Source organism: Janthinobacterium sp. SUN073, assembly GCF_030397665.1.
Classification (GTDB): Bacteria; Pseudomonadota; Gammaproteobacteria; order Burkholderiales; family Burkholderiaceae_D; genus Janthinobacterium.
On sequence record NZ_JAPUBT010000001.1, the window covers coordinates 1425251 to 1442949 of the forward strand.

Genomic DNA, 17699 nt, shown 5'->3' on the forward strand with positions numbered 1-17699 from the left:
GATGAAGCCAGTCCGCCTTCCTGCCGCTGCCACACTCGCGCTGCCACGATGGGCCTTGTTTGCGCTTGGCCTGCTGTATATCCTGCCTGGCCTGATCGGCCGCGAACCGTGGAAGAACGATGATGCCGCCAGTTTCGGCATCATGTGGACCATGGCACATGGCGGCCTGAACGACTGGCTGTGGCCCAACGTGGCCGGCTTGTCGCTGCCAGATGAAGGCCCGCTGGCCTTCTGGCTGGGCGCCATTTTCATCAAACTGTTCGGCTGGATCGACGGCGACGTCTTCGGCGCACGCATGTCGACCATCGGCATCTTCGTCGTCAGCACCCTGTCCGTCTGGTACACCGCCTTCAACCTGGGCCGCCGCAATGACGCCCAGCCCCTGCGCCTGGCCTTCGGCGGCCAGCCCGAGCCGGACGATTTCGGCCGCACCCTGGCCGATGCCGCCGTACTGATCTACCTGGGCTGCCTGGGCTTGCTGCAGCACAGCCACGACATCACGGCCGAAGCGCTGCATGTGTCGCTGATGGCCTATTTGCTATACCGCGCCGTTCGCTATGTGGAAGGCCCATCCATGCGCAATGCCGCCCTGCTGGGCCTGGCGCTGGGCGGCCTGACCCTCACGCGCGGCTGGATCACGCCAGCGGCGCTGAGCATCGCCCTGCTGCTGTGCACCGTCTTCCTGCGCCTGCCGCTGCTGCGCAGCATGCGCCACCTGGCGCTGGCCGTGCTCGTGGCCATCGCACTGACCCTGGTCTGGCTGTTGCCGGGCGAACTGCTGCAACCATACGGCCATTCGCCGCTGCAGGCATGGATAGAGTGGAATGGCCGCCAGTTCAGCGCCCCGAGCCTGAAAAGCCTGCAATATTTCTTGCGTGTCGGCATCTGGTTCTTCTGGCCCGCCTGGCCGTTCGCCGCCTGGGCCGTGTATGCCTGGCGCCGCCAGCACCACGTGCTGCACATCGTCGTGCCGCTGACCTTTGTCGCCATGCTGGCCATCCTGGGCCTGTGCCACCCCGATCCCGAACCGAGCCAGCTGTTGCCCCTGCTGCCGCCGCTGGCCGTGATGGCCGCGTTCGGCCTGCTGACCATGAAACGGGGCGCCATCAACGCCATCGACTGGTTCTCCGTGATGGTGCTGACCATCTGCGCCCTCGTACTGTGGCTGTTCTGGTTCGCCATCCTGACGGGCTGGCCGCCGCAACTGGCCCACAATGCACTGAAACTCGTGCCAGGATTCAAGCCCGAGCTGGAACTGGTGGCCTTCTTCGTCGCCGCTGGCGTCACGGCCGGCTGGATCGCCCTGGTGCACTGGCGCATCTCGCGCCAGCCTGCCGTGCTGTGGCGCGCCGTGGTGCTGTCGTCCGGCGGCCTGATCCTGATCTGGGTCCTGATCATGACACTGTTCCTGCCGCCGCTGAACTACAGCAAGAGCTACGCCAGCGTGGCGCACCAGATTTCCATCCACCTGCCGCCAGGCAGCAAGTGCATCAACAGCAACGTCGGCGCCGCCCAGCGCGCCTCGTTCGCCTACTACGGCCACCTGCCGTTTGCCAGCGTGGAGCAGCAGCAATGCGATGTGTTCTTGTTGCAAGACAGCATCAAGGTTCCTGACAGCAAGGAACAACTGCCAGAGCATCACGGCGCGGACTGGATCAAGCTATGGGAGGGACGCCGCCCCACCGACAATGTGGAGCGCTTCCGCCTGTACCAGCGCGTCAGGTAACACACGAAAAAACCGGGCATGTCCCGGTTTTTTCTTGCCCGCCAGGCCAGCGTCCAGAACAGACAAAATATTGTCTTTAAGTATAGTCAATTAGCTAAAATGAACTAGAATTGCTTTTTATATTATAATGTCGGCCAGCGCGATGGCGGTGTACTTGCTTTCCCGCCCTTCCGTCCCTATTACTAGAGAATATTTATGACATTTTTTGCCTCACGCACCTTTTCGCTCATCAGCGCCGCCCTGTTCGCTTTTTCCTTCAGCGCCTCGGCCCAGGCGACCGTGATTGACCTCGGCGTCGCCAACGGCTACTCGGCCTTCATCTTCGGCAACATCGGCAGCAGCAACTCCAGCGGCTTCACCAGCGTCGGCGGCAGCCTGGCCGCTGGCGGCAGTATCTACCTGGACGGCTACAGCGTCGGCACGAACAAGAAGCCGGGTAGCGCCGCCAACACGCTGGTCGCCGGTAGCAACCTGAACATCGGCGGCGGCACCATCAACGGCACGGGCGTCTACGGCGTGAGCAATGCCAACGGCAGCGTGACAGCGCCATCGTGGTACCCAACGGGCACCTTCAGCAAGGGCAATGCCTCCACCCTGGACTTTGCAGCTGCCCAGCAGCAACTGACGACCCTGTCGGGCGACGTGGCCAAGCTGCAATCGAACGGCACCGTGATCTCCCAATACGGCGGCTTCAAGCTGGTGGGCAACATCAACGCCGACGTGAATGTCTTCACGATCGATGCGGACAACCTGCATAACCTGATCCTGGACGTGTCCTCGCTGAAAAGCACGGCCAGCATCATCATCAACGGCACGGCCACCAAAATCACCATGAGCGGCGGCTTCGACAATTTCGCCAGTTTCGCCGACCGTACGCTGTTCAACTTCGCCAACGCCACCACCACCAGCCTGCAGAACGTCGGCATCAACGGCAGCATCCTGGCGCCGAACAGCGCTTTCTCGGGTTCGGGCAATATGAACGGCACCCTGATCGCCAATTCGGTCAGCTCGATCAATTATGGCCACGTCTCGATGAACGGCTCCGGCTTCAATACCGTGAACGTATCGGCCGTGCCGGAACCCGGCACCTGGGCCATGCTGCTGGCCGGCCTGGGCTTGCTCGCCTTCGTACGCCGCCGTACGCCAGCGCGCGCACCGCAAGCGCAACTGGCCTGAGCTTCACGCTGCAGCCATTAAAAAAACACCGGGCCGCGCGAGCGTCCCGGTGTTTTTTTATGTGCTGGCAAAAGGATTACTCCGCGCTCAGCCCCAGATCCGTGGCAACTTGCTGGCGCAACAAATATTTCTGGATCTTGCCCGTCACCGTCATGGGAAATTCCTCGACGAAGCGCACATAGCGGGGAATCTTGTAATAGGCGATTTGCCCCTCGCAAAAGGCGCGGATATCCTCGCTGGTGGCCTGCGTGCCGGGCCGCAGGATGATGCAGGCGCACAACTCCTCGCCATACTTGGCGTCGGGCACGCCCACGCATTGCACGTCGAGCACGCTCGGGTGGCGGTACAGGAATTCCTCGACTTCGCGCGGATAGATGTTTTCACCGCCACGGATGACCATGTCTTTCGAGCGGCCGACGATGCTGCAAAAGCCGTTCTCATCGATGACGGCCAGGTCGCCCGTGTGCATCCAGCGCGCCGTGTCGATGGCCTCATTTGTTTTTTCCGGGTCGCCCCAGTAGCCCTGCATCACGGAGTAACCGCGCGTGAGCAATTCGCCCTTCTCGCCGCGCGGCACGATCCGTCCTTCCGCATCGACGATTTTCACTTCCAGGTGCGGGTGGACCCGGCCGATGGAAGACACGCGCATCTCGCGCGGGTCTTCGATCGACGTCTGGAAGCTGACGGGCGACGTTTCCGTCATGCCATACGCGATGGTAATTTCCGCCATGTGCATCAACTCGATAACGCGCGTCATGACTTCCATCGGGCACGGCGAGCCGGCCATGATGCCGGTGCGCAAGTTCGACAGATCGTATTGTTTGAAATCAGGATGGTCGAGGATAGCGATGAACATGGTCGGCACGCCATGCAGCCCCGTGCAGCGCTCGGCCTGCACCGTTTCCAGCACGGCCTTCGGATCGAAGCCTTCGCCCGGGAACACCATGGCCGCGCCATGCGTGACGCAAGCCAGATTGCCCAGCACCATGCCGAAACAGTGGTACAGGGGCACGGGTATGCACAAGCGGTCCTGTTGCGTCAGGCGCATGGCTTCGCCGATGAAAAAGCCGTTGTTCAGGATATTGTGGTGCGTCAAGGTGGCGCCCTTCGGCGCGCCCGTGGTGCCGGAAGTGAACTGAATGTTGACGGCATCGTCAAACTGCAAGGTGGCGCTGACGTCTTCCAGGTGGGCCAGGTCGGCGTCCGTGATGCCCTCCATCACCGCGTCGAAGTTGTGCATGCCGGGCGTGGCGGCCACGCCCAGGCGGATGACGTGGCGCAATTGCGGCAGGCGGGGCGACTGCAGGGCGCCCGCGCGCGAACGGGCGATCTCCGGCACCACGTCTTGCACGATGGCCAGGTAATCGCTGGACTTGAAGCTGGGCGACAGGATCAGCGCGCTGCATTGCACCTTGTCGAGCACGTATTCGAGTTCCGAACGCCGGTAGGCGGGGTTGATGTTGACCATGATCAAACCGGCTTTCGCCGTGGCAAACTGGGTCAACACCCATTCGGCACAGTTTTGCGACCAGATGCCGACCCGGTCGCCCGGCTGCAAGCCCAGCTTCAGCAAGCCTGCGGCCAGGCGGTGCACGCGCTGCTGGAATTCGGCATACGTCCAGCGCACGTTCTGGTGCGCCACGATCAGGGCATCGTGCTGCCCGTAGCGGGCGGCGACGCCGTCCAGGTAGGCGCCTATGGTTTCGCCGATCAACGGCGTCTCGTGGGCGCCATGTACATAACTCATTGCTTGCATGCTGTCTCCAGGGTGTGTGGCGCGACGCGCTCTTGTTATCGTCTTCGATGCTGAAAATTATAGCCGCAACCGCCCCCGCCCTGCACCGGCTTGCTGTAATGTGCAGGCCAGCACACCAGACACTCACTGCACCATGACAGGCAACGCGCAGCAACCGCCCGAACAGGGCTTTATTTTGACCCGCCACTGGCGCGACACGCCCGCCGGCACGGAAGTCGATTTTTGGCTGGCAACAGACGCCGGGCCACGCCACGTGCGCCTGCCCGTGCAGACGGCCGTCGCCTTCCTTCCCATGGAGCAGCGCGAGCAGGCGGAGCTGTTGCTGCGCGGCGAGCGCCACGCCGAGTTGCGGCCCCTGTCGCTGTGCGATTTTCACCAGCGCCCCGTGCTGGGGCTGTACTGCAAGCAATACCGGCATTTGCTGAAGCTGGAAAAGCAGCTGCGCGCGCACGGCGTCGACGTGTACGAAGCCGACATCCGCCCACCCGAGCGCTACCTGATGGAGCGTTTCATTACGGCGCCGGTAAGCGTCAAAGGAGAAACAGGACAGGAAGTGCAGCTGAGGCCGTCGCCCGGCTACCGCCCCACATTAAAACTGGCATCGCTCGATATCGAGACGACGGCGCACGGCGAGCTGTATTCGCTGGCCCTGGAAGGCTGCGGCCAGCGCCAGGTCTACATGCTGGGGCCGCCAAACGGCGGCGACGAGGAACGCGATTTCGACCTTGAATACTGTGACACGCGCGCACAAATCCTCGAACGCCTGAACACGTGGATGGAGCGCCACGATCCCGACGCCATCATCGGCTGGAACCTGGTGCAGTTCGACTTGCGCGTGCTCAAGGAACATGCCGAGCGCTATCAAATTCCCTTGCGGCTGGGACGCGGCGGCGGCGTGATGGAATGGCGCGAACATGGCGGCAAGCAGGAACACTATTTTGCCGCCGCGGCGGGACGGCTGATCATCGACGGCATCGAAGCATTAAAATCGGCGACGTGGAATTTTTCCTCGTTCAGCCTGGAAAACGTGGCGCAAACGCTGTTGGGCGAAGGCAAGTCCATCGACAATCCCTACCAGCGCATGGCCGAGATCGACCGGCGTTTCCGCGAGGATAAACCGGCGCTGGCGCGCTACAACCTCAAGGATTGCGAACTGGTCACGCGCATCTTCGCGAAAACCGAGTTGCTGACGTTTTTGCTGGAACGGGCCAGCGTGACGGGCCTGGCGGCCGACCGCAGCGGCGGCTCCGTGGCCGCCTTCGAACATTTGTACTTGCCGCTGATGCACCGGCAGGGTTATGTGGCGCCCAACCTGGGCGACATCTCGGGCGAAAACAGCCCGGGCGGCTTCGTCATGGATTCCCAGTCGGGCCTGTACGACTCCGTGCTGGTGCTCGACTACAAAAGCCTGTACCCGTCCATCATCCGCACCTTCCTGATCGATCCCGTGGGACTGGTGGTCGGCACCAGCGGCGACGAAGCCGATACCGTGCCCGGCTACCGGGGCGCGCAGTTTTCGCGCGTCAAACACTGCCTGCCCACCATCGTGGAACAGGTGTGGCAAGGGCGCGAGACGGCCAAGCGCGAGCGCAACGCGCCCCTGTCGCAAGCGTTAAAAATCATCATGAATGCGTTTTATGGCGTGCTGGGATCGAGTGGTTGCCGCTTCTTCGATCCGCGCCTGGCCTCGTCGATCACCCTGCGCGGCCACGACATCATGCACCGCACGCGCGAGCTGATCACCGAACAGGGATATCAAGTGATCTATGGCGACACGGATTCCACCTTCGTGTGGCTGAAAACGGCGCATACGGATGAAGAGGCGGGCAGGATCGGCCGCGCCCTGGTGGCGCACGTCAACGCCTGGTGGGATGCCCATCTGCGCGAGGAGTTCGGCCTGGAGAATGCGCTGGAGCTGGAATTCGAGACGCATTACCGGCGTTTCCTGATGCCCACCATCCGCGGCTCGGAAGAAGGCAGCAAGAAGCGCTATGCGGGCCTGGTGGGCAAGCCCGATGGCAGCGAACAGATGGTCTACAAGGGCCTGGAAACGGTGCGCAGCGACTGGACACCGCTGGCGCAGCAATTCCAGCAAGAGTTATACCGGCGCATCTTCCAGCGCGCCGCCTACCAGGATTATGTGCGCGACTACGTGGCGCGCACCGTGCGCGGCGAATGCGATGCTTTATTGGTCTACCGCAAGCGATTGCGCCGCCCCCTCGGCGATTACCAGCGCAACGTGCCGCCCCATGTGCGCGCGGCGCGCACGGCCGACGCCTACAACCTGGCGCAGGGCCGGCCGCTGCAATACCAGAACGGCGGCTGGATCAGTTATGTCATCACGGTGGCAGGGCCGGAGCCGCTGGAAACACAGCGTTCGCCCATCGACTACCATCACTACCTGACGCGCCAGCTGCAGCCGGTGGCCGACGCGATCCTGCCTTTCCTGGGCGACGACTTTTCGCGCCTCGTGTCCGGGCAGCAGGATTTGTTTTAGGTCAATTTTACTGACCGGCATGGCCAAGCTGAGGTAATATCGGCGCCTGCCAGGCCAGTCCGCGGGCGCTGTGCGCCGGGGCAGCGTAAAATACGCCATGGCGAAAGAATAAGAGCTGCATGCAGAAGAAGATGCCATTCCAGACGAGAATCGTTCGCAACAGGATTTTCCTCGCTGAAATGGCGCATAATTTACAACTATGTTGAACCAGCGGGCAGTCGCATCAGCCATCTGTCCTGCTAATTTTAGAATGAATTGACACCATGACCGAGATCACGTCCCTGAGAGACATCCCGCAAAAAAATATCTTCCGCAAGGGCGACACCTTTGTGCTGTTCGGCGAGCTGTTCGGCCGCGGCTATGTGAATGGCTTGCTGGACGAAGCACGCAAGGCGGGCATGAATATCGTCGGCATGACGGTCGGCCGCCGCGATGAAAACATGGCGCTGCGTCCATTGAACGCGGAAGAACTGGCCGAAGCCGAAGCCAACCTGGGCGGCCGCATCATCAATGTGCCGCTGATGGCCGGTTTCGACCTCGACGCGCCAGCCGGCGAACCGACGCCGACGGCCCTGCTGGCCGACATGACCCTGAAAAGCTGGCAGGAAGACAAGCTGGACTGGGCGCAGATCGAACGCTGCCGCGAAGCCGGCATCGCCCGCTTCAGCGCTTCCGTGGCGAAAGCCATGGCTGAACTGGATAGCTTGATTCCTGACGGCAGCAATGTGTATTTCGCCCACACCATGGCGGGCGGCATTCCAAAGGTCAAGGTCTTCCTGGCGATTGCCAACCGCATCTACAAAGGCCGCGGCGAGCGCTTCATGTCCTCGCGCGCCCTGCTCGACAGCGACCTGGGCAAGCTGATCCTGATGAACTTCGACGAAGTCACGGCCAACACCCTGCAGCACCTGATCGACGGCAGCGCCGCCATCCGCGCCCGCATCGAGCAAACGGGCGGCCAGGTGCGCTACAGCGCCTACGGCTACCACGGCACCGAGATCTTGATCGACGGCAAATACCAGTGGCAAACCTACAGTAACTACACGCAAGGCCTGGCCAAGAAGCGCCTGGAAAACGTGGCCAAGGCCGCGTGGGACAAAGGCATCAAGGCGACCGTCTTCAACTGCCCGGAAATCCGCACGAATTCGTCCGACATTTTTGTCGGCGTGGAACTGTCCTTGTTCCCTCTGCTCGTCGCGCTGAAAAAAGAAGGCGGCGCAGCCTGGGCCGAAGAGCAATGGAAAATCTGCCAGGGCTTGCTGGAAGACGGCGTCTCACTGCAAGACTTGCTCGACCGTATCGCCACCTACAACGGCGACGCCACCAGCGTGCAGTTCCGCAACTTCGCCGCCTGGCCGATGGACAACACGCCAGAACTGGCCGACGTCATGATCGGTACCTCGGACGACATCACCAAGCTGCACAAGGACCGCAAGGAACTGATCACCGACCACCTGAGCTCGCTGGTGCTGGAAGGCACGGGCCCGCTGATGTTCCACGCCATGTCGGAACCGCCAGCACCCGTCATCTGGCTCAACCACGACATCATCGCTCGCCAGCTGAACTCGGTTCACAACTGAGCTTGATGTAGCGTAAGGTAAGCTGCAAGACACCGACGGCCCGGCTCATCCCGGGCCGTCGGCGTTTCCGGCACCGCGTTTATGCCCGCAGAATGGATACGCCGCCATCGGCCAGCAGCGCCGTGCCGGTGGTGAAGCTCGATGCATCGGATGCCAGGTACAGCGCCGAGCGGGCGATCTCGTCCGGCGTGGCCAGGCGTTTCAAAGCATGCAAGCCCGCCACGAAGGCCTGCGCCTCGGGCGTATTCGCCACTGCCCGTCCCAAGGGCGTATCGGTGCCGCCCGGCAGCAGGGCATTCACGCGGATGCCCGCCGCGCCATACTCGGCCGCCAGGGCCTTCGTCAAGCCGATCACGCCCGCCTTGCTGGCCGCATACGCCGCCATGCCGGCCATGCCCACCGTATGGCCGACAAACGTGGAGGTAAAGATCAGCGAGCCGCCGCCGCGCGCCGCCATCGCAGGCAGCTGGTACTTGGCCGCCAGGAAGGCACTGGTGAGATTGGTATCGACCGCCGCCCGCCAGTCATCCAGGGCAAGCTCCGGCGTGGGCCCCATGGGGCCCAGGGTGCCCGCATTATTAAAGGCGATATCGAGGCCGCCAAAGCATTGCAGCGCCAGCGCCACGGCCCCTTGCGCGCACGCCTCGTCGCCCACATCGCCGGCGCAGGCCACGGCTTGCGCGCCACCGTCCGCCAACTGCGCCACCAGCGCATCGAGTTCCTTCCGCCGCCGCGCCACCAGCACCAGTTGCGCGCCATGGCGGGCAAACAACCGCGCCGCCGCATGGCCGATGCCCGAGCTGGCGCCCGTGATGATGGCGACCTTGTTTTCCAGTTGCAACATTTGATTCCCCTTCAAGTGGTTGAAAGGGAAAAGATAGGACGGCTGGCCAGCCGCGGCACTCCGCTTCTTGCGCTGGAATCGGCACCTTCAAGGATACTCAATGCTGGTGTAAAACACACGCCAAGCATAAAACTTGCCAGATTGTGACAAATCAGTGATAATGCGTCTCGCGTTGCCGGGATGGCGGAATAGGTAGACGCACGGGACTCAAAATCCCGCGCTGGAAACAGCGTGCCGGTTCGATTCCGGCTCCCGGCACCAAATGATCATGTCATATCGTATTAAGAAGTCTTGAAACCCGCCCTTCTCATAGGAGGCGCGGGTTTTTTGTTGTCTTGTGTCGTCTTACGACGTAGCATGACAACGTACAGTTTTGTCGGTACTTATGGCGGTACTTCTGGATACCGCCAAAAAAAGTACCGTCACGGAGAATGACATGGCGCTGACAGACACATTTGTAAGACAGGTGAAGCCCACCAGGCCCACCGGCGACAAGCACACGGACGGCGGCGGAATGTACCTGCTGGTGAAGGAGGCCGGCAAGTATTGGCGCCTGGACTACCGCTACCTGGACAAGCGCAAGACACTGGCCCTGGGCGTCTACCCTGCCGTATCGCTGGCCACCGCCCGCAAGCGGCGCGACGAAGCACGCGAGCTGCTGGCCGGTGGCATCGACCCCGGCCAGGCCAAGCGCGATGACCAGCATGCCAAGACGGCAGCCGCTTCGCATACCTTCGAGGCCATCGCGCGGCAATGGCTGCGCAAAACGAAGGCCGAACGCGCCGAGAGCACCCAGCAAAAGAACACGTCCTGGCTGGAAAAGAATATCTTCCCTGAGATTGGGGCGATGCCGATCGCCTCCATCAAGCCCCGCGACGTGTTGGCTGCCCTGCGCAAGATTGAAGCGCGCGGCGCCATCGAGTCGGCCCACAAGATCAAACAGCTGTGCGGCCAGGTGTTCCGGTTTGCGGTTGCATCAGATCTGGCTGAGCGCGACGTTACCGCCGATCTGCGTGATGCGCTAGCCGCCGTGCCCGGCACGCACTATGCCGCCATCACCGAACCCAAGCAGGCAGGCGGCCTCCTGCGCGCCATCTTCGACTACAACGGCCATCCCTACGCCGTGGCGGCGCTCAAGCTGGCGCCCCTACTGTTTGTACGACCTGGGGAGCTGCGCGCTGCTGAGTGGGCGGAAATCGATCTCGACGATGCACTCTGGCGCATCCCCGCCATCAAGATGAAGATGAACCTCGACCACCTGGTGCCGCTGTCGAGCCAAGCCGTAGCCCTGCTGCGCGGTGTGCACGCGATGAGCGGCACCGGCCGGTACGTCTTCCCCAGCATTCGCACGCAAGAGCGCTGCATGAGCGACAACACCGTCAATGCGGCCCTGCGCGGCATGGGCTACCCGAAGGAAGCAATGACCGGACATGGCTTCCGCGCCATGGCAAGAACCATCATGGATGAGGTGCTGGGCGAGCGTGTTGATCTGATCGAACACCAGCTGGCGCACGCGGTCAAGGACGTGAACGGCAGGGCCTACAACCGCACCAGTCATCTACCGGCGCGCCGGGAAATGATGCAGCGCTGGGCTGACTACCTGGACAAGCTGCGCGTAGGCGCTGATGTCGTAACGCTCCATGGTATTCGCATTAACTAATAAGGAAAATATTATGGAAGAGTTCATAGATAAATCACCTATTGATGAGCGAACACCGACATCGGAGGCTAAAAAAATCTTATCTGGATTAGCTGAAATTCACGTTGAGGCTTTCGGAAATTCTACGGATTTTTATAAAATATGCGTAGAACCAATGTGGAACGACGATGTCCTCGGGGATGATTTGGTCGGCCGAGTGCATAGTGATCCCGAACTGGTTGGATGGGTTGAGAATCCGGTTTTCTCCGGTGAGCGGGAGGCGCGGACATTGGTGGCTTTGATGCGTACAGCCTGCGCCTATGCGATTCAATCGATGAAGGCGCCGGAGATGAGTAGTAGCGCGTGGGCCTATGCTTGCAAAGCGAGCGAGTGGATGGGGATGTCCTTCGGCTTCTTTTCCCATTGTGGTCGGCATGTTGGCAATAAAAAACTATCGCAGAAAGGTGGTATTGCAAAGAATGTCAATACAAATAAGTTAAAAGAATGGGTTCTAAACGAATACAGAGATGGTTCATGGAAATCAAAACGCAACGCCTCATTTGGATTAGTAGACCGTACCATTAAAAAAGCACCTGACTTTAACGCTCGCATTAGTGATCAGGAGGCCCAAAGAACAATTTACAAATGGATACTGTCGGCCTCCGGCAATAAATAGTAATCGCATTACGATGAGCGGCCAGAGGTGTACTGTGTGCCGGCACAGGTGTACCGTGTGCCGGCACATGCAATAGCTCATCGCCATCAATTCAGTAACGATGCCCCCATTGCCTTACGGCGTATTTACAAGGGGTGCATCATGGCGCAACGCATTATCAGACTCGCTGAGCTGGCGAGCACAAAGGGTAAGCCAGGTAAGCTGCCCGTTTCCCCTGACACCATTTGGCGCTGGGTGCGCAGTGGCAAATTCCCTGCTCCGTTCAAGCTGAGCGCTCGCGTCACCGTTTGGGATCTCGACCAGGTAGAGGCATTCATCGCGCAACGCGCCGACGGTGCCGCATGACGCTACACCACCTCTCCCACAAAAATTCTGTTGACGTATGGCGTTTGTCCGCCTATCCTGAAAAGGTCGCGAAAAAAGAAGCGACCGGGTTTGGCGACCTGAATTTGACAAAGGCGGACGACCGCCACCAGGCGGCTTTTTTTCGTCCATTGCACCATTACGTCCTCTATGAGCGGCAGTGGTGGGGATACCTTCGGGTATGCCGGTTTCCTTTGTCACCGGTTCGCCAACCCCACCATCTGCTGCTCTCCCCGTTTGGCGACGGGTTGCGCGGTTTTACAACCGACAAGGAGGCAATCATGCCAGGCACCACCACATCCCAACATTCCCCATCATCGATCACCGGCACCCTGTCCGTCGATCAGCTTTTCCAAACCGCGTTCTACAACGGCCGTACACCACGCAGCCAGGAATACAAGGCCGGCGCCCGCATGGCACTCGAGCACCGCATCGAACATAAAGACCTCGATATGCCGTACCAGGCCGGCACTGCAGCCGCTGATGCCTTCTTTGCCGGTATTGAAGAAGGCAAAACCATCTGGCGCACTGCCATTGCTAAGATCGGCGGTGTGGCATGAGCGCCCGCACTAACATCAAGCCAGCAGACGTCATTGTGCTGGATACACCTTTCGCTGAAATGCACATCACCTTGCAAGCAGCGCCCCAGCACGCCCGCATGCGCGCCCGACAGTTGGTAGAGCTGCTCCGGACAATCAGGCCAAAGAAAGAATCTGACACGTTGCTTTGGCTGGCCCAGCAACTGGCCGACGAAGTTGCTGCCACGCTGTCCGAGCTGGCAGGAGCTGCAGCATGAGCGCCCGTCATATGCCCACACCGGCCAAATTGCCGCTGACCGCCGCAGTACACGTGCCATTCTCATTCTTGCGCGCCAGCCTGAAAGGTGATCAGGATGCGCAATTCGTCGCCATCATGATGGATATTGCCCGTGGCATTGGCCTGTGCCTTGAAATGGCAAGTAACAGCGATTTGGTCAGGACAATGAACGCCGATGCCGATGCGGGCGACGAGGAGCTGCCGTTGCTCGATCCGGCGAGTACCGACTTCCTCATGCGCTTTGCCACGTCCGCCGCGAAATTACTGGCCGAGCATGCAGAGGGCCGCATCAAATGGCTGAACGAGTACCGCGCAAAGGAGGCGAAATAATGGCCACTGCACCACACAAGCCCTGGGGCGTTACCTTTGCTGGCGCAACCATTTCCTTCTCTACGCGCGCAGAAGCCAAGCGCTTCATCCGCATCAATCACCAGGACGTGGCAGATCGCCGCGGTGGCACTTTCAAGGCTGTCATTGTCCGCATTCCTGTGCCGAAGGAGGCTATCCATTGAACGCATCGCTTTCAAACATTGAGGCACAGTTTGCCATCGCCATGGCCGGCTACGACCTGGCCCCGCCCGATATCGTCGCCGATGGCTTGCGCCACCGCTTCGATGCCCCGGACGACAAGAAGGGCAAGAAGTCGGCCTGGTACATCCTCCATAGCGACGGCGTGCCGGCCGGCGCCTTCGGCAACTGGAAAACCGACCTGTCCGAAAAGTGGTGCGGCAAGTCAGACCAGGTGCTGACGCCGGCCGAACGCGCAGAGTACCGCGCGCGCATCGACAAGGCAAAACAGGAAGCCGAGTTCACGCGCCTGCAGCTGGAAGGCGAAGCAGCGGCCGTGTGCGTGCGCATACTGGCCGGCGCGCGCGATGCCACCGACGACAATCCGTACTGCGTCCGCAAGGGGATCAAGCCGTATGGCCTAAAAGAGTTCAAGGACAAGCGCACCCTGATCGTGCCAATACGCGACGCCACCGGCGCCATCACCAGCGTGCAATTCATCTACGAGGATGGCAGCAAGCTCCTCAAGTCGAACGGCAAGGTCAAGGGCTGCTACTACAGCTTTGGCGGCAAGCCTGCCGATACGCTGCTGGTCTGTGAAGGCTTTGCTACTGGCGCTAGTCTGTATGCCGTGACTGGCTACCCGGTGGCCGTGGCCTTCAATGCTGGGAACCTGGAGGCGGTGGCCAAGGTATTGCGCGGGAAACTGCCGGGCATCCGGATCATCGTGTGCGCCGATGACGACAGGTTCAAGGAGAGTAGCAATACCGGCCTGATAAAGGCGAAGGCTGCGGCCGCTGCTGTTGGCGGCTTGCTGGCGGTGCCTGTGTTCCAGTCTGACGATGGACAGCCTACCGACTTCAACGACCTGCATGCCCGTGAGGGAAGCCAGGCTGTCATGGCGGCAATCAGCGCGGCCACGCCGCAGGACGGTAGTCATGCTGCGCCTGTTGCGCTGGCGGCACCGGCGGCAGGGCCAGCTACGAGCTTGACCACGGATCGCTCGATGATTCCGGCGACCGACACGCGCACCGTGAAAATCCGCTGCGCCACCGATATCAAGCCGCTACCGATTACCTGGCTGTGGCCTGGCTGGGTGCCAGCCGGCAAGCTGACCATCCTGGCGGGTGCCGCCGGCACAGGCAAGACCACTTTGGCGCTCGGCCTGGCCTCAGTGCTGACGGCAGGCGGCACCTGGCCGGATGGCAGCGCCTGCAAGCGCAAGGGTAACGTGCTGGTGTGGTCGAGCGAGGACGTGGCCGACGATACCCTGGTGCCGCGCCTGATCGCCTCTGGCGCCGACCTCAGCCGCTGCCATTTTATCGAGGGCATTACGCAAAACGGCGAGAGCGTACCATTCGATCCGGCGCAGGACATTCCCGAGCTGCACCGCGCGGTGGCCGCCATCGGCGGCGTGAGCCTGCTGCTGATCGATCCTATCGTGTCTGCCGTGGCCGGCGACATGCACCGGGCCAATGATGTGCGCCGCAGCTTGCAAGCCGTGGTGGACTTCGCCGAGGCTCACCAGTGCGCGGTGATCGGCATCACCCACTTTGCCAAGGGCGGCGCTGGCAAGGCACCACAGGACCGGGTGATCGGCTCCCAGGCATTCGGCGCGCTGGCGCGCATGGTGCTGGTGACGGCAAAAGAGGAGGACGGCGCCCGCCGCGTGCTGGCGCGCGCCAAGTCGAACATCGCACCGGATGACGGTGGCGTGGCATACGCCCTCGGCATGAAAACGATTGATGGCGGCATCGAGGCCACGCACGCGGTGTGGGAAGGCGTGATCGAGGGCACGGCGCGGGAAATCTTGGGCGACGTCGAGCACGATGAAAACGATGGCGGCGACGGTGGCCAGCGCGCCGACCTGGAGCGCATGCTAATTGACACCCTCACCGATGCTGGCGGTCGCATGGCCACCAAAGCTTTGCAAGGCGAAATCCGCGATGCCGGGCACTCATGGGATGCGGCCAAACGCATCAAGAAATCGCTGGGAATCGAGGCTGTGAAGGCCAGCATGGGTGGTGCATGGATGTGGTGTTTGCCTGGCGCAATTCCCCGAAGGGAGCACGAAGGGAGCGAAGGGAGCACAGAAAATACAGCGCTCCCTTCGCTCCCTTCGGCGCTCCCTTCGCAAAAGATGCGATCCAATGTCATACCAATTTCCTCGGTTGAGGTGACGATATGACCCCCGCAAGCCTGCTGATGGAATGCCAAAAGGTAGGCGTAATTGTCGAGCTGGCAAGCGGGGCGCTCAAACTGAAAGGCCAGCCCGATGCGGTGCATTTCGCCGCCAGCATGCTGCGCCCCTTCAAGGATGAGCTGGTGCGGTACCTCGATCAGCCGATCGCTGAACAACTTGCCCACGTGGCACCACCTTGCCAGGCATCGAGCACGGCGCCGCCCGACGATACCACCCGCGCACGGGCGGCACTGTTTCGTGGCCGGGGCTTGAATCAGGCGGCGGCCATGGTGCTGGCGCACCGGCTGACGGTACGCGACCAGCTGCGCGACGAACGGCGAGTATGCCTGGAGTGCGCGCACATGGCCGGCACCGCCAACGCCAGGCGCTGCGGGCAATGGCGGCAAACCCGGATGAAGGGCCCGGCCATGCCCGCCGACCTGGTGGACGTACTGCAGCGCTGCCACGGCTTTGCGATCCGGGTGCTCCGGGATGGCGAAGCATCACCATGACGGCGCGGCCCGCAAGCCCTGTAACGCTCCGGTAACGCCGCTGTAACGGTGACTGCGTTACTTCGCTACTGCCAAGCCAGCGGCGCGCGCGGATGCGCGGCCCTGGTGCCGCGCCAGCCGTTGTATCTCACACAGCATTGCCACAAAAAATAACTACGTTAGGAAAAAACATGAGCGCAACTTTATTTCGAGTTGGAGAAAGCAAGATTTGGCATTACCGGTACCAGGTGGCCGGCCAGCGCGTCCAGCGCACCACGCGCCTGACGGTGAAGCACGAAGCCGAGATTGTGGCCGCACGGGCCTACGCCGACGCTGTTACCCGGGCGAACGGCGGTAAGCCGGTGCCAACGCTGGCCGAACTGTTCGCCGAGTGGCAGCTGGTGCGCGCCCCTGTGGCCAGCATCCCGCACCGCCGTTCGGTGGACGTGATCCGACGCCTGCACCTTTACGACCTGGGCGACCTGCCTGTAAGCGACATCACCACCCTGCACATCGAGAAAGCACGCAACCTGCACCTGGTCGACCACAAGCCAGCGTCCGCCAATGCCTGGTTGCGGGTGATCAAGCTGATGGTCAATTGGGCCGTCAAGCGCGAGATCCTGCTTCGGTTGCCATGGCGAGTAACCATGTTGAAGGTCCAGAAAGTCCCGCGCGCCATCTTGTCGCTCGCTTCGGCTGGCGACTGGCTCGCCCAAGTCGATGCCGCGACGGAAGACACGCCCGAAGTTGCCGTGGCCATACGGTTGCTGTTCGGCCTGGGCCTGCGTGAGGGAGAGGCAGCCACTGCGCGCTGGGAGTGGATCGACTGGGAACGCAAGACCTACACGCCGGGCATCACCAAGGGCCGCGAGGCCGAGCCTTGCCCTATCCAGCCATGGCTGGTCGACTATCTGGCACCCTTGCGGAAAGGCGAAGGCCTGATCGCGCCGCGCGCCGACGGCACACAGCTGCAATCCGGCTATGCCCGTACGGCGATGAAAACCGCCAATGCGAAGAGCCAGATCAAGGGGCTCACGCCGCACCGCCTGCGCGGCAGCTACGCCACGCTGCTGTCGGAGGCCGGTGCGAACATCCAGACCATACAGGCAGTCATGCGTCACAAGAGTCCCATCACGACGATGGCCTACCTCGAAAAGGATATGGATTGCGTGAAAGCTGCGCAAGCGAGGATGGCTGAGAAGATGGGTTTTGGCCGGCGAGAAAGTGAAACGGCCGCTCTGCTCCCTCCTGCGGAAAAGTAACCACCATGTTTATCGGGAATCATCGGAGATTTTCACGCCATTTTCACGGTTTTGGGCCATTTCGAGGCAGTTTCGACCATCGGCCCCACTACTGCCAGGGTGGCGATTCGGCCCAAAATAGAGCCGAAGCAACGCCGAACACTTTTCACGCGCTTGGGCCACAACATCAGTGGCCCCTCATAGG

Annotated in this window: 16 protein-coding genes and 1 tRNA gene; 15 read left to right on the forward strand and 2 right to left on the reverse strand. The window is 61.5% G+C overall.

Going from position 1 to position 17699, the window contains the following annotated elements; translation table 11 throughout:
* The first annotated feature begins 1 nt into the window (after nt 1).
* Together O0882_RS06450 and O0882_RS06455 are read left to right on the forward strand one after the other, a co-directional pair.
* Entirely contained in the window at nt 2–1726 is a 1725-nt protein-coding gene (locus O0882_RS06450; protein WP_289946241.1) for a glycosyltransferase, read from the forward strand.
* A 195-nt stretch (nt 1727–1921) separates the two neighbouring features.
* A complete protein-coding gene (locus O0882_RS06455) occupies nt 1922–2902 on the forward strand; it encodes a choice-of-anchor A family protein (protein ID WP_289946242.1) in 981 nt (326 codons plus the stop codon).
* A gap of 76 nt (nt 2903–2978) precedes the next feature.
* Here O0882_RS06455 and O0882_RS06460 read toward each other — a convergent pair whose 3' ends face one another.
* Nucleotides 2979–4658, reverse strand: coding sequence for an AMP-binding protein (locus O0882_RS06460; protein WP_289946243.1), 1680 nt, complete (start codon nt 4656–4658; stop codon nt 2979–2981).
* Nucleotides 4659–4791: 133 nt separating this feature from the next.
* Between O0882_RS06460 and O0882_RS06465 the strand changes: the two genes are divergently transcribed.
* Together O0882_RS06465 and O0882_RS06470 are read left to right on the forward strand one after the other, a co-directional pair.
* Nucleotides 4792–7155, forward strand: a complete 2364-nt coding sequence (locus O0882_RS06465; protein WP_289946244.1) for a DNA polymerase II — start codon at nt 4792–4794, stop codon at nt 7153–7155.
* Between the two features lie 263 nt (nt 7156–7418).
* Complete coding sequence (locus O0882_RS06470) at nt 7419–8735, forward strand: hypothetical protein (protein WP_289946246.1); 1317 nt, start codon at nt 7419–7421, stop codon at nt 8733–8735.
* A 79-nt stretch (nt 8736–8814) separates the two neighbouring features.
* Here the strand turns inward: O0882_RS06470 and O0882_RS06475 are convergent, their stop codons facing one another.
* The gene (locus tag O0882_RS06475) at nt 8815–9579 is read right to left on the reverse strand and encodes an SDR family oxidoreductase (protein WP_289946248.1); all 765 of its coding nucleotides are present in this window, start codon (nt 9577–9579) and stop codon (nt 8815–8817) included.
* 174 nt (nt 9580–9753) lie between these two features.
* On the opposite strand from O0882_RS06475, the gene O0882_RS06480 reads away from it, so the two are divergent.
* The 11 genes from O0882_RS06480 to O0882_RS06530 all read left to right on the forward strand — a co-directional run bounded on the left by O0882_RS06480 (nt 9754) and on the right by O0882_RS06530 (nt 17515).
* A tRNA-Leu gene (locus tag O0882_RS06480) sits at nt 9754–9840 on the forward strand.
* Between the two features lie 175 nt (nt 9841–10015).
* Nucleotides 10016–11239: an integrase arm-type DNA-binding domain-containing protein gene (locus tag O0882_RS06485; protein ID WP_289946250.1), complete on the forward strand. Its 1224-nt coding sequence runs from the start codon at nt 10016–10018 to the stop codon at nt 11237–11239.
* Nucleotides 11240–11252: 13 nt separating this feature from the next.
* On the forward strand, nt 11253–11894 hold the full coding sequence (locus O0882_RS06490) for a hypothetical protein (protein WP_131689431.1): 642 nt from the start codon (nt 11253–11255) through the stop codon (nt 11892–11894).
* 141 nt (nt 11895–12035) lie between these two features.
* Nucleotides 12036–12239, forward strand: a complete 204-nt coding sequence (locus O0882_RS06495; protein ID WP_131689430.1) for an AlpA family phage regulatory protein — start codon at nt 12036–12038, stop codon at nt 12237–12239.
* Entirely contained in the window at nt 12236–12817 is a 582-nt protein-coding gene (locus O0882_RS06500; RefSeq protein ID WP_289946259.1) for a hypothetical protein, read from the forward strand. The genes O0882_RS06495 and O0882_RS06500 overlap by 4 nt, the downstream gene beginning before the upstream one ends.
* Nucleotides 12814–13053 carry a hypothetical protein gene (locus O0882_RS06505; protein ID WP_289946261.1) on the forward strand — a complete coding sequence of 80 codons (240 nt, stop codon included), beginning with the start codon at nt 12814–12816 and terminating at the stop codon, nt 13051–13053. Before O0882_RS06500 ends, O0882_RS06505 begins: the two co-directional genes overlap by 4 nt.
* A complete protein-coding gene (locus tag O0882_RS06510; protein ID WP_289946264.1) occupies nt 13050–13403 on the forward strand; it encodes a hypothetical protein in 354 nt (117 codons plus the stop codon). The genes O0882_RS06505 and O0882_RS06510 overlap by 4 nt, the downstream gene beginning before the upstream one ends.
* Complete coding sequence (locus tag O0882_RS06515; RefSeq protein WP_289946265.1) at nt 13403–13585, forward strand: hypothetical protein; 183 nt, start codon at nt 13403–13405, stop codon at nt 13583–13585. The genes O0882_RS06510 and O0882_RS06515 overlap by 1 nt, the downstream gene beginning before the upstream one ends.
* Nucleotides 13582–15768: an AAA family ATPase gene (locus O0882_RS06520; RefSeq protein WP_289946267.1), complete on the forward strand. Its 2187-nt coding sequence runs from the start codon at nt 13582–13584 to the stop codon at nt 15766–15768. The genes O0882_RS06515 and O0882_RS06520 overlap by 4 nt, the downstream gene beginning before the upstream one ends.
* Nucleotides 15765–16274: a hypothetical protein gene (locus O0882_RS06525; RefSeq protein WP_289946269.1), complete on the forward strand. Its 510-nt coding sequence runs from the start codon at nt 15765–15767 to the stop codon at nt 16272–16274. The genes O0882_RS06520 and O0882_RS06525 overlap by 4 nt, the downstream gene beginning before the upstream one ends.
* Nucleotides 16275–16444: 170 nt before the next feature.
* Nucleotides 16445–17515, forward strand: coding sequence for a tyrosine-type recombinase/integrase (locus O0882_RS06530; protein WP_289946271.1), 1071 nt, complete (start codon nt 16445–16447; stop codon nt 17513–17515).
* Nucleotides 17516–17699 lie beyond the last annotated feature (184 nt).

What these genes read in the sequence shown, in the direction of transcription:
- O0882_RS06450 (WP_289946241.1), top strand. Translation starts at nt 2, where the DNA reads ATGAAGCCAGTCCGCCTTCCTGCCGCTGCCACACTCGCGCTGCCACGA.
- O0882_RS06455 (WP_289946242.1), top strand. Translation starts at nt 1,922, where the DNA reads ATGACATTTTTTGCCTCACGCACCTTTTCGCTCATCAGCGCCGCCCTG.
- O0882_RS06460 (WP_289946243.1), bottom strand. Translation starts at nt 4,658, where the DNA reads ATGCAAGCAATGAGTTATGTACATGGCGCCCACGAGACGCCGTTGATC.
- O0882_RS06465 (WP_289946244.1), top strand. Translation starts at nt 4,792, where the DNA reads ATGACAGGCAACGCGCAGCAACCGCCCGAACAGGGCTTTATTTTGACC.
- O0882_RS06470 (WP_289946246.1), top strand. Translation starts at nt 7,419, where the DNA reads ATGACCGAGATCACGTCCCTGAGAGACATCCCGCAAAAAAATATCTTC.
- O0882_RS06475 (WP_289946248.1), bottom strand. Translation starts at nt 9,579, where the DNA reads ATGTTGCAACTGGAAAACAAGGTCGCCATCATCACGGGCGCCAGCTCG.
- O0882_RS06485 (WP_289946250.1), top strand. Translation starts at nt 10,016, where the DNA reads ATGGCGCTGACAGACACATTTGTAAGACAGGTGAAGCCCACCAGGCCC.
- O0882_RS06490 (WP_131689431.1), top strand. Translation starts at nt 11,253, where the DNA reads ATGGAAGAGTTCATAGATAAATCACCTATTGATGAGCGAACACCGACA.
- O0882_RS06495 (WP_131689430.1), top strand. Translation starts at nt 12,036, where the DNA reads ATGGCGCAACGCATTATCAGACTCGCTGAGCTGGCGAGCACAAAGGGT.
- O0882_RS06500 (WP_289946259.1), top strand. Translation starts at nt 12,236, where the DNA reads ATGACGCTACACCACCTCTCCCACAAAAATTCTGTTGACGTATGGCGT.
- O0882_RS06505 (WP_289946261.1), top strand. Translation starts at nt 12,814, where the DNA reads ATGAGCGCCCGCACTAACATCAAGCCAGCAGACGTCATTGTGCTGGAT.
- O0882_RS06510 (WP_289946264.1), top strand. Translation starts at nt 13,050, where the DNA reads ATGAGCGCCCGTCATATGCCCACACCGGCCAAATTGCCGCTGACCGCC.
- O0882_RS06515 (WP_289946265.1), top strand. Translation starts at nt 13,403, where the DNA reads ATGGCCACTGCACCACACAAGCCCTGGGGCGTTACCTTTGCTGGCGCA.
- O0882_RS06525 (WP_289946269.1), top strand. Translation starts at nt 15,765, where the DNA reads ATGACCCCCGCAAGCCTGCTGATGGAATGCCAAAAGGTAGGCGTAATT.
- O0882_RS06530 (WP_289946271.1), top strand. Translation starts at nt 16,445, where the DNA reads ATGAGCGCAACTTTATTTCGAGTTGGAGAAAGCAAGATTTGGCATTAC.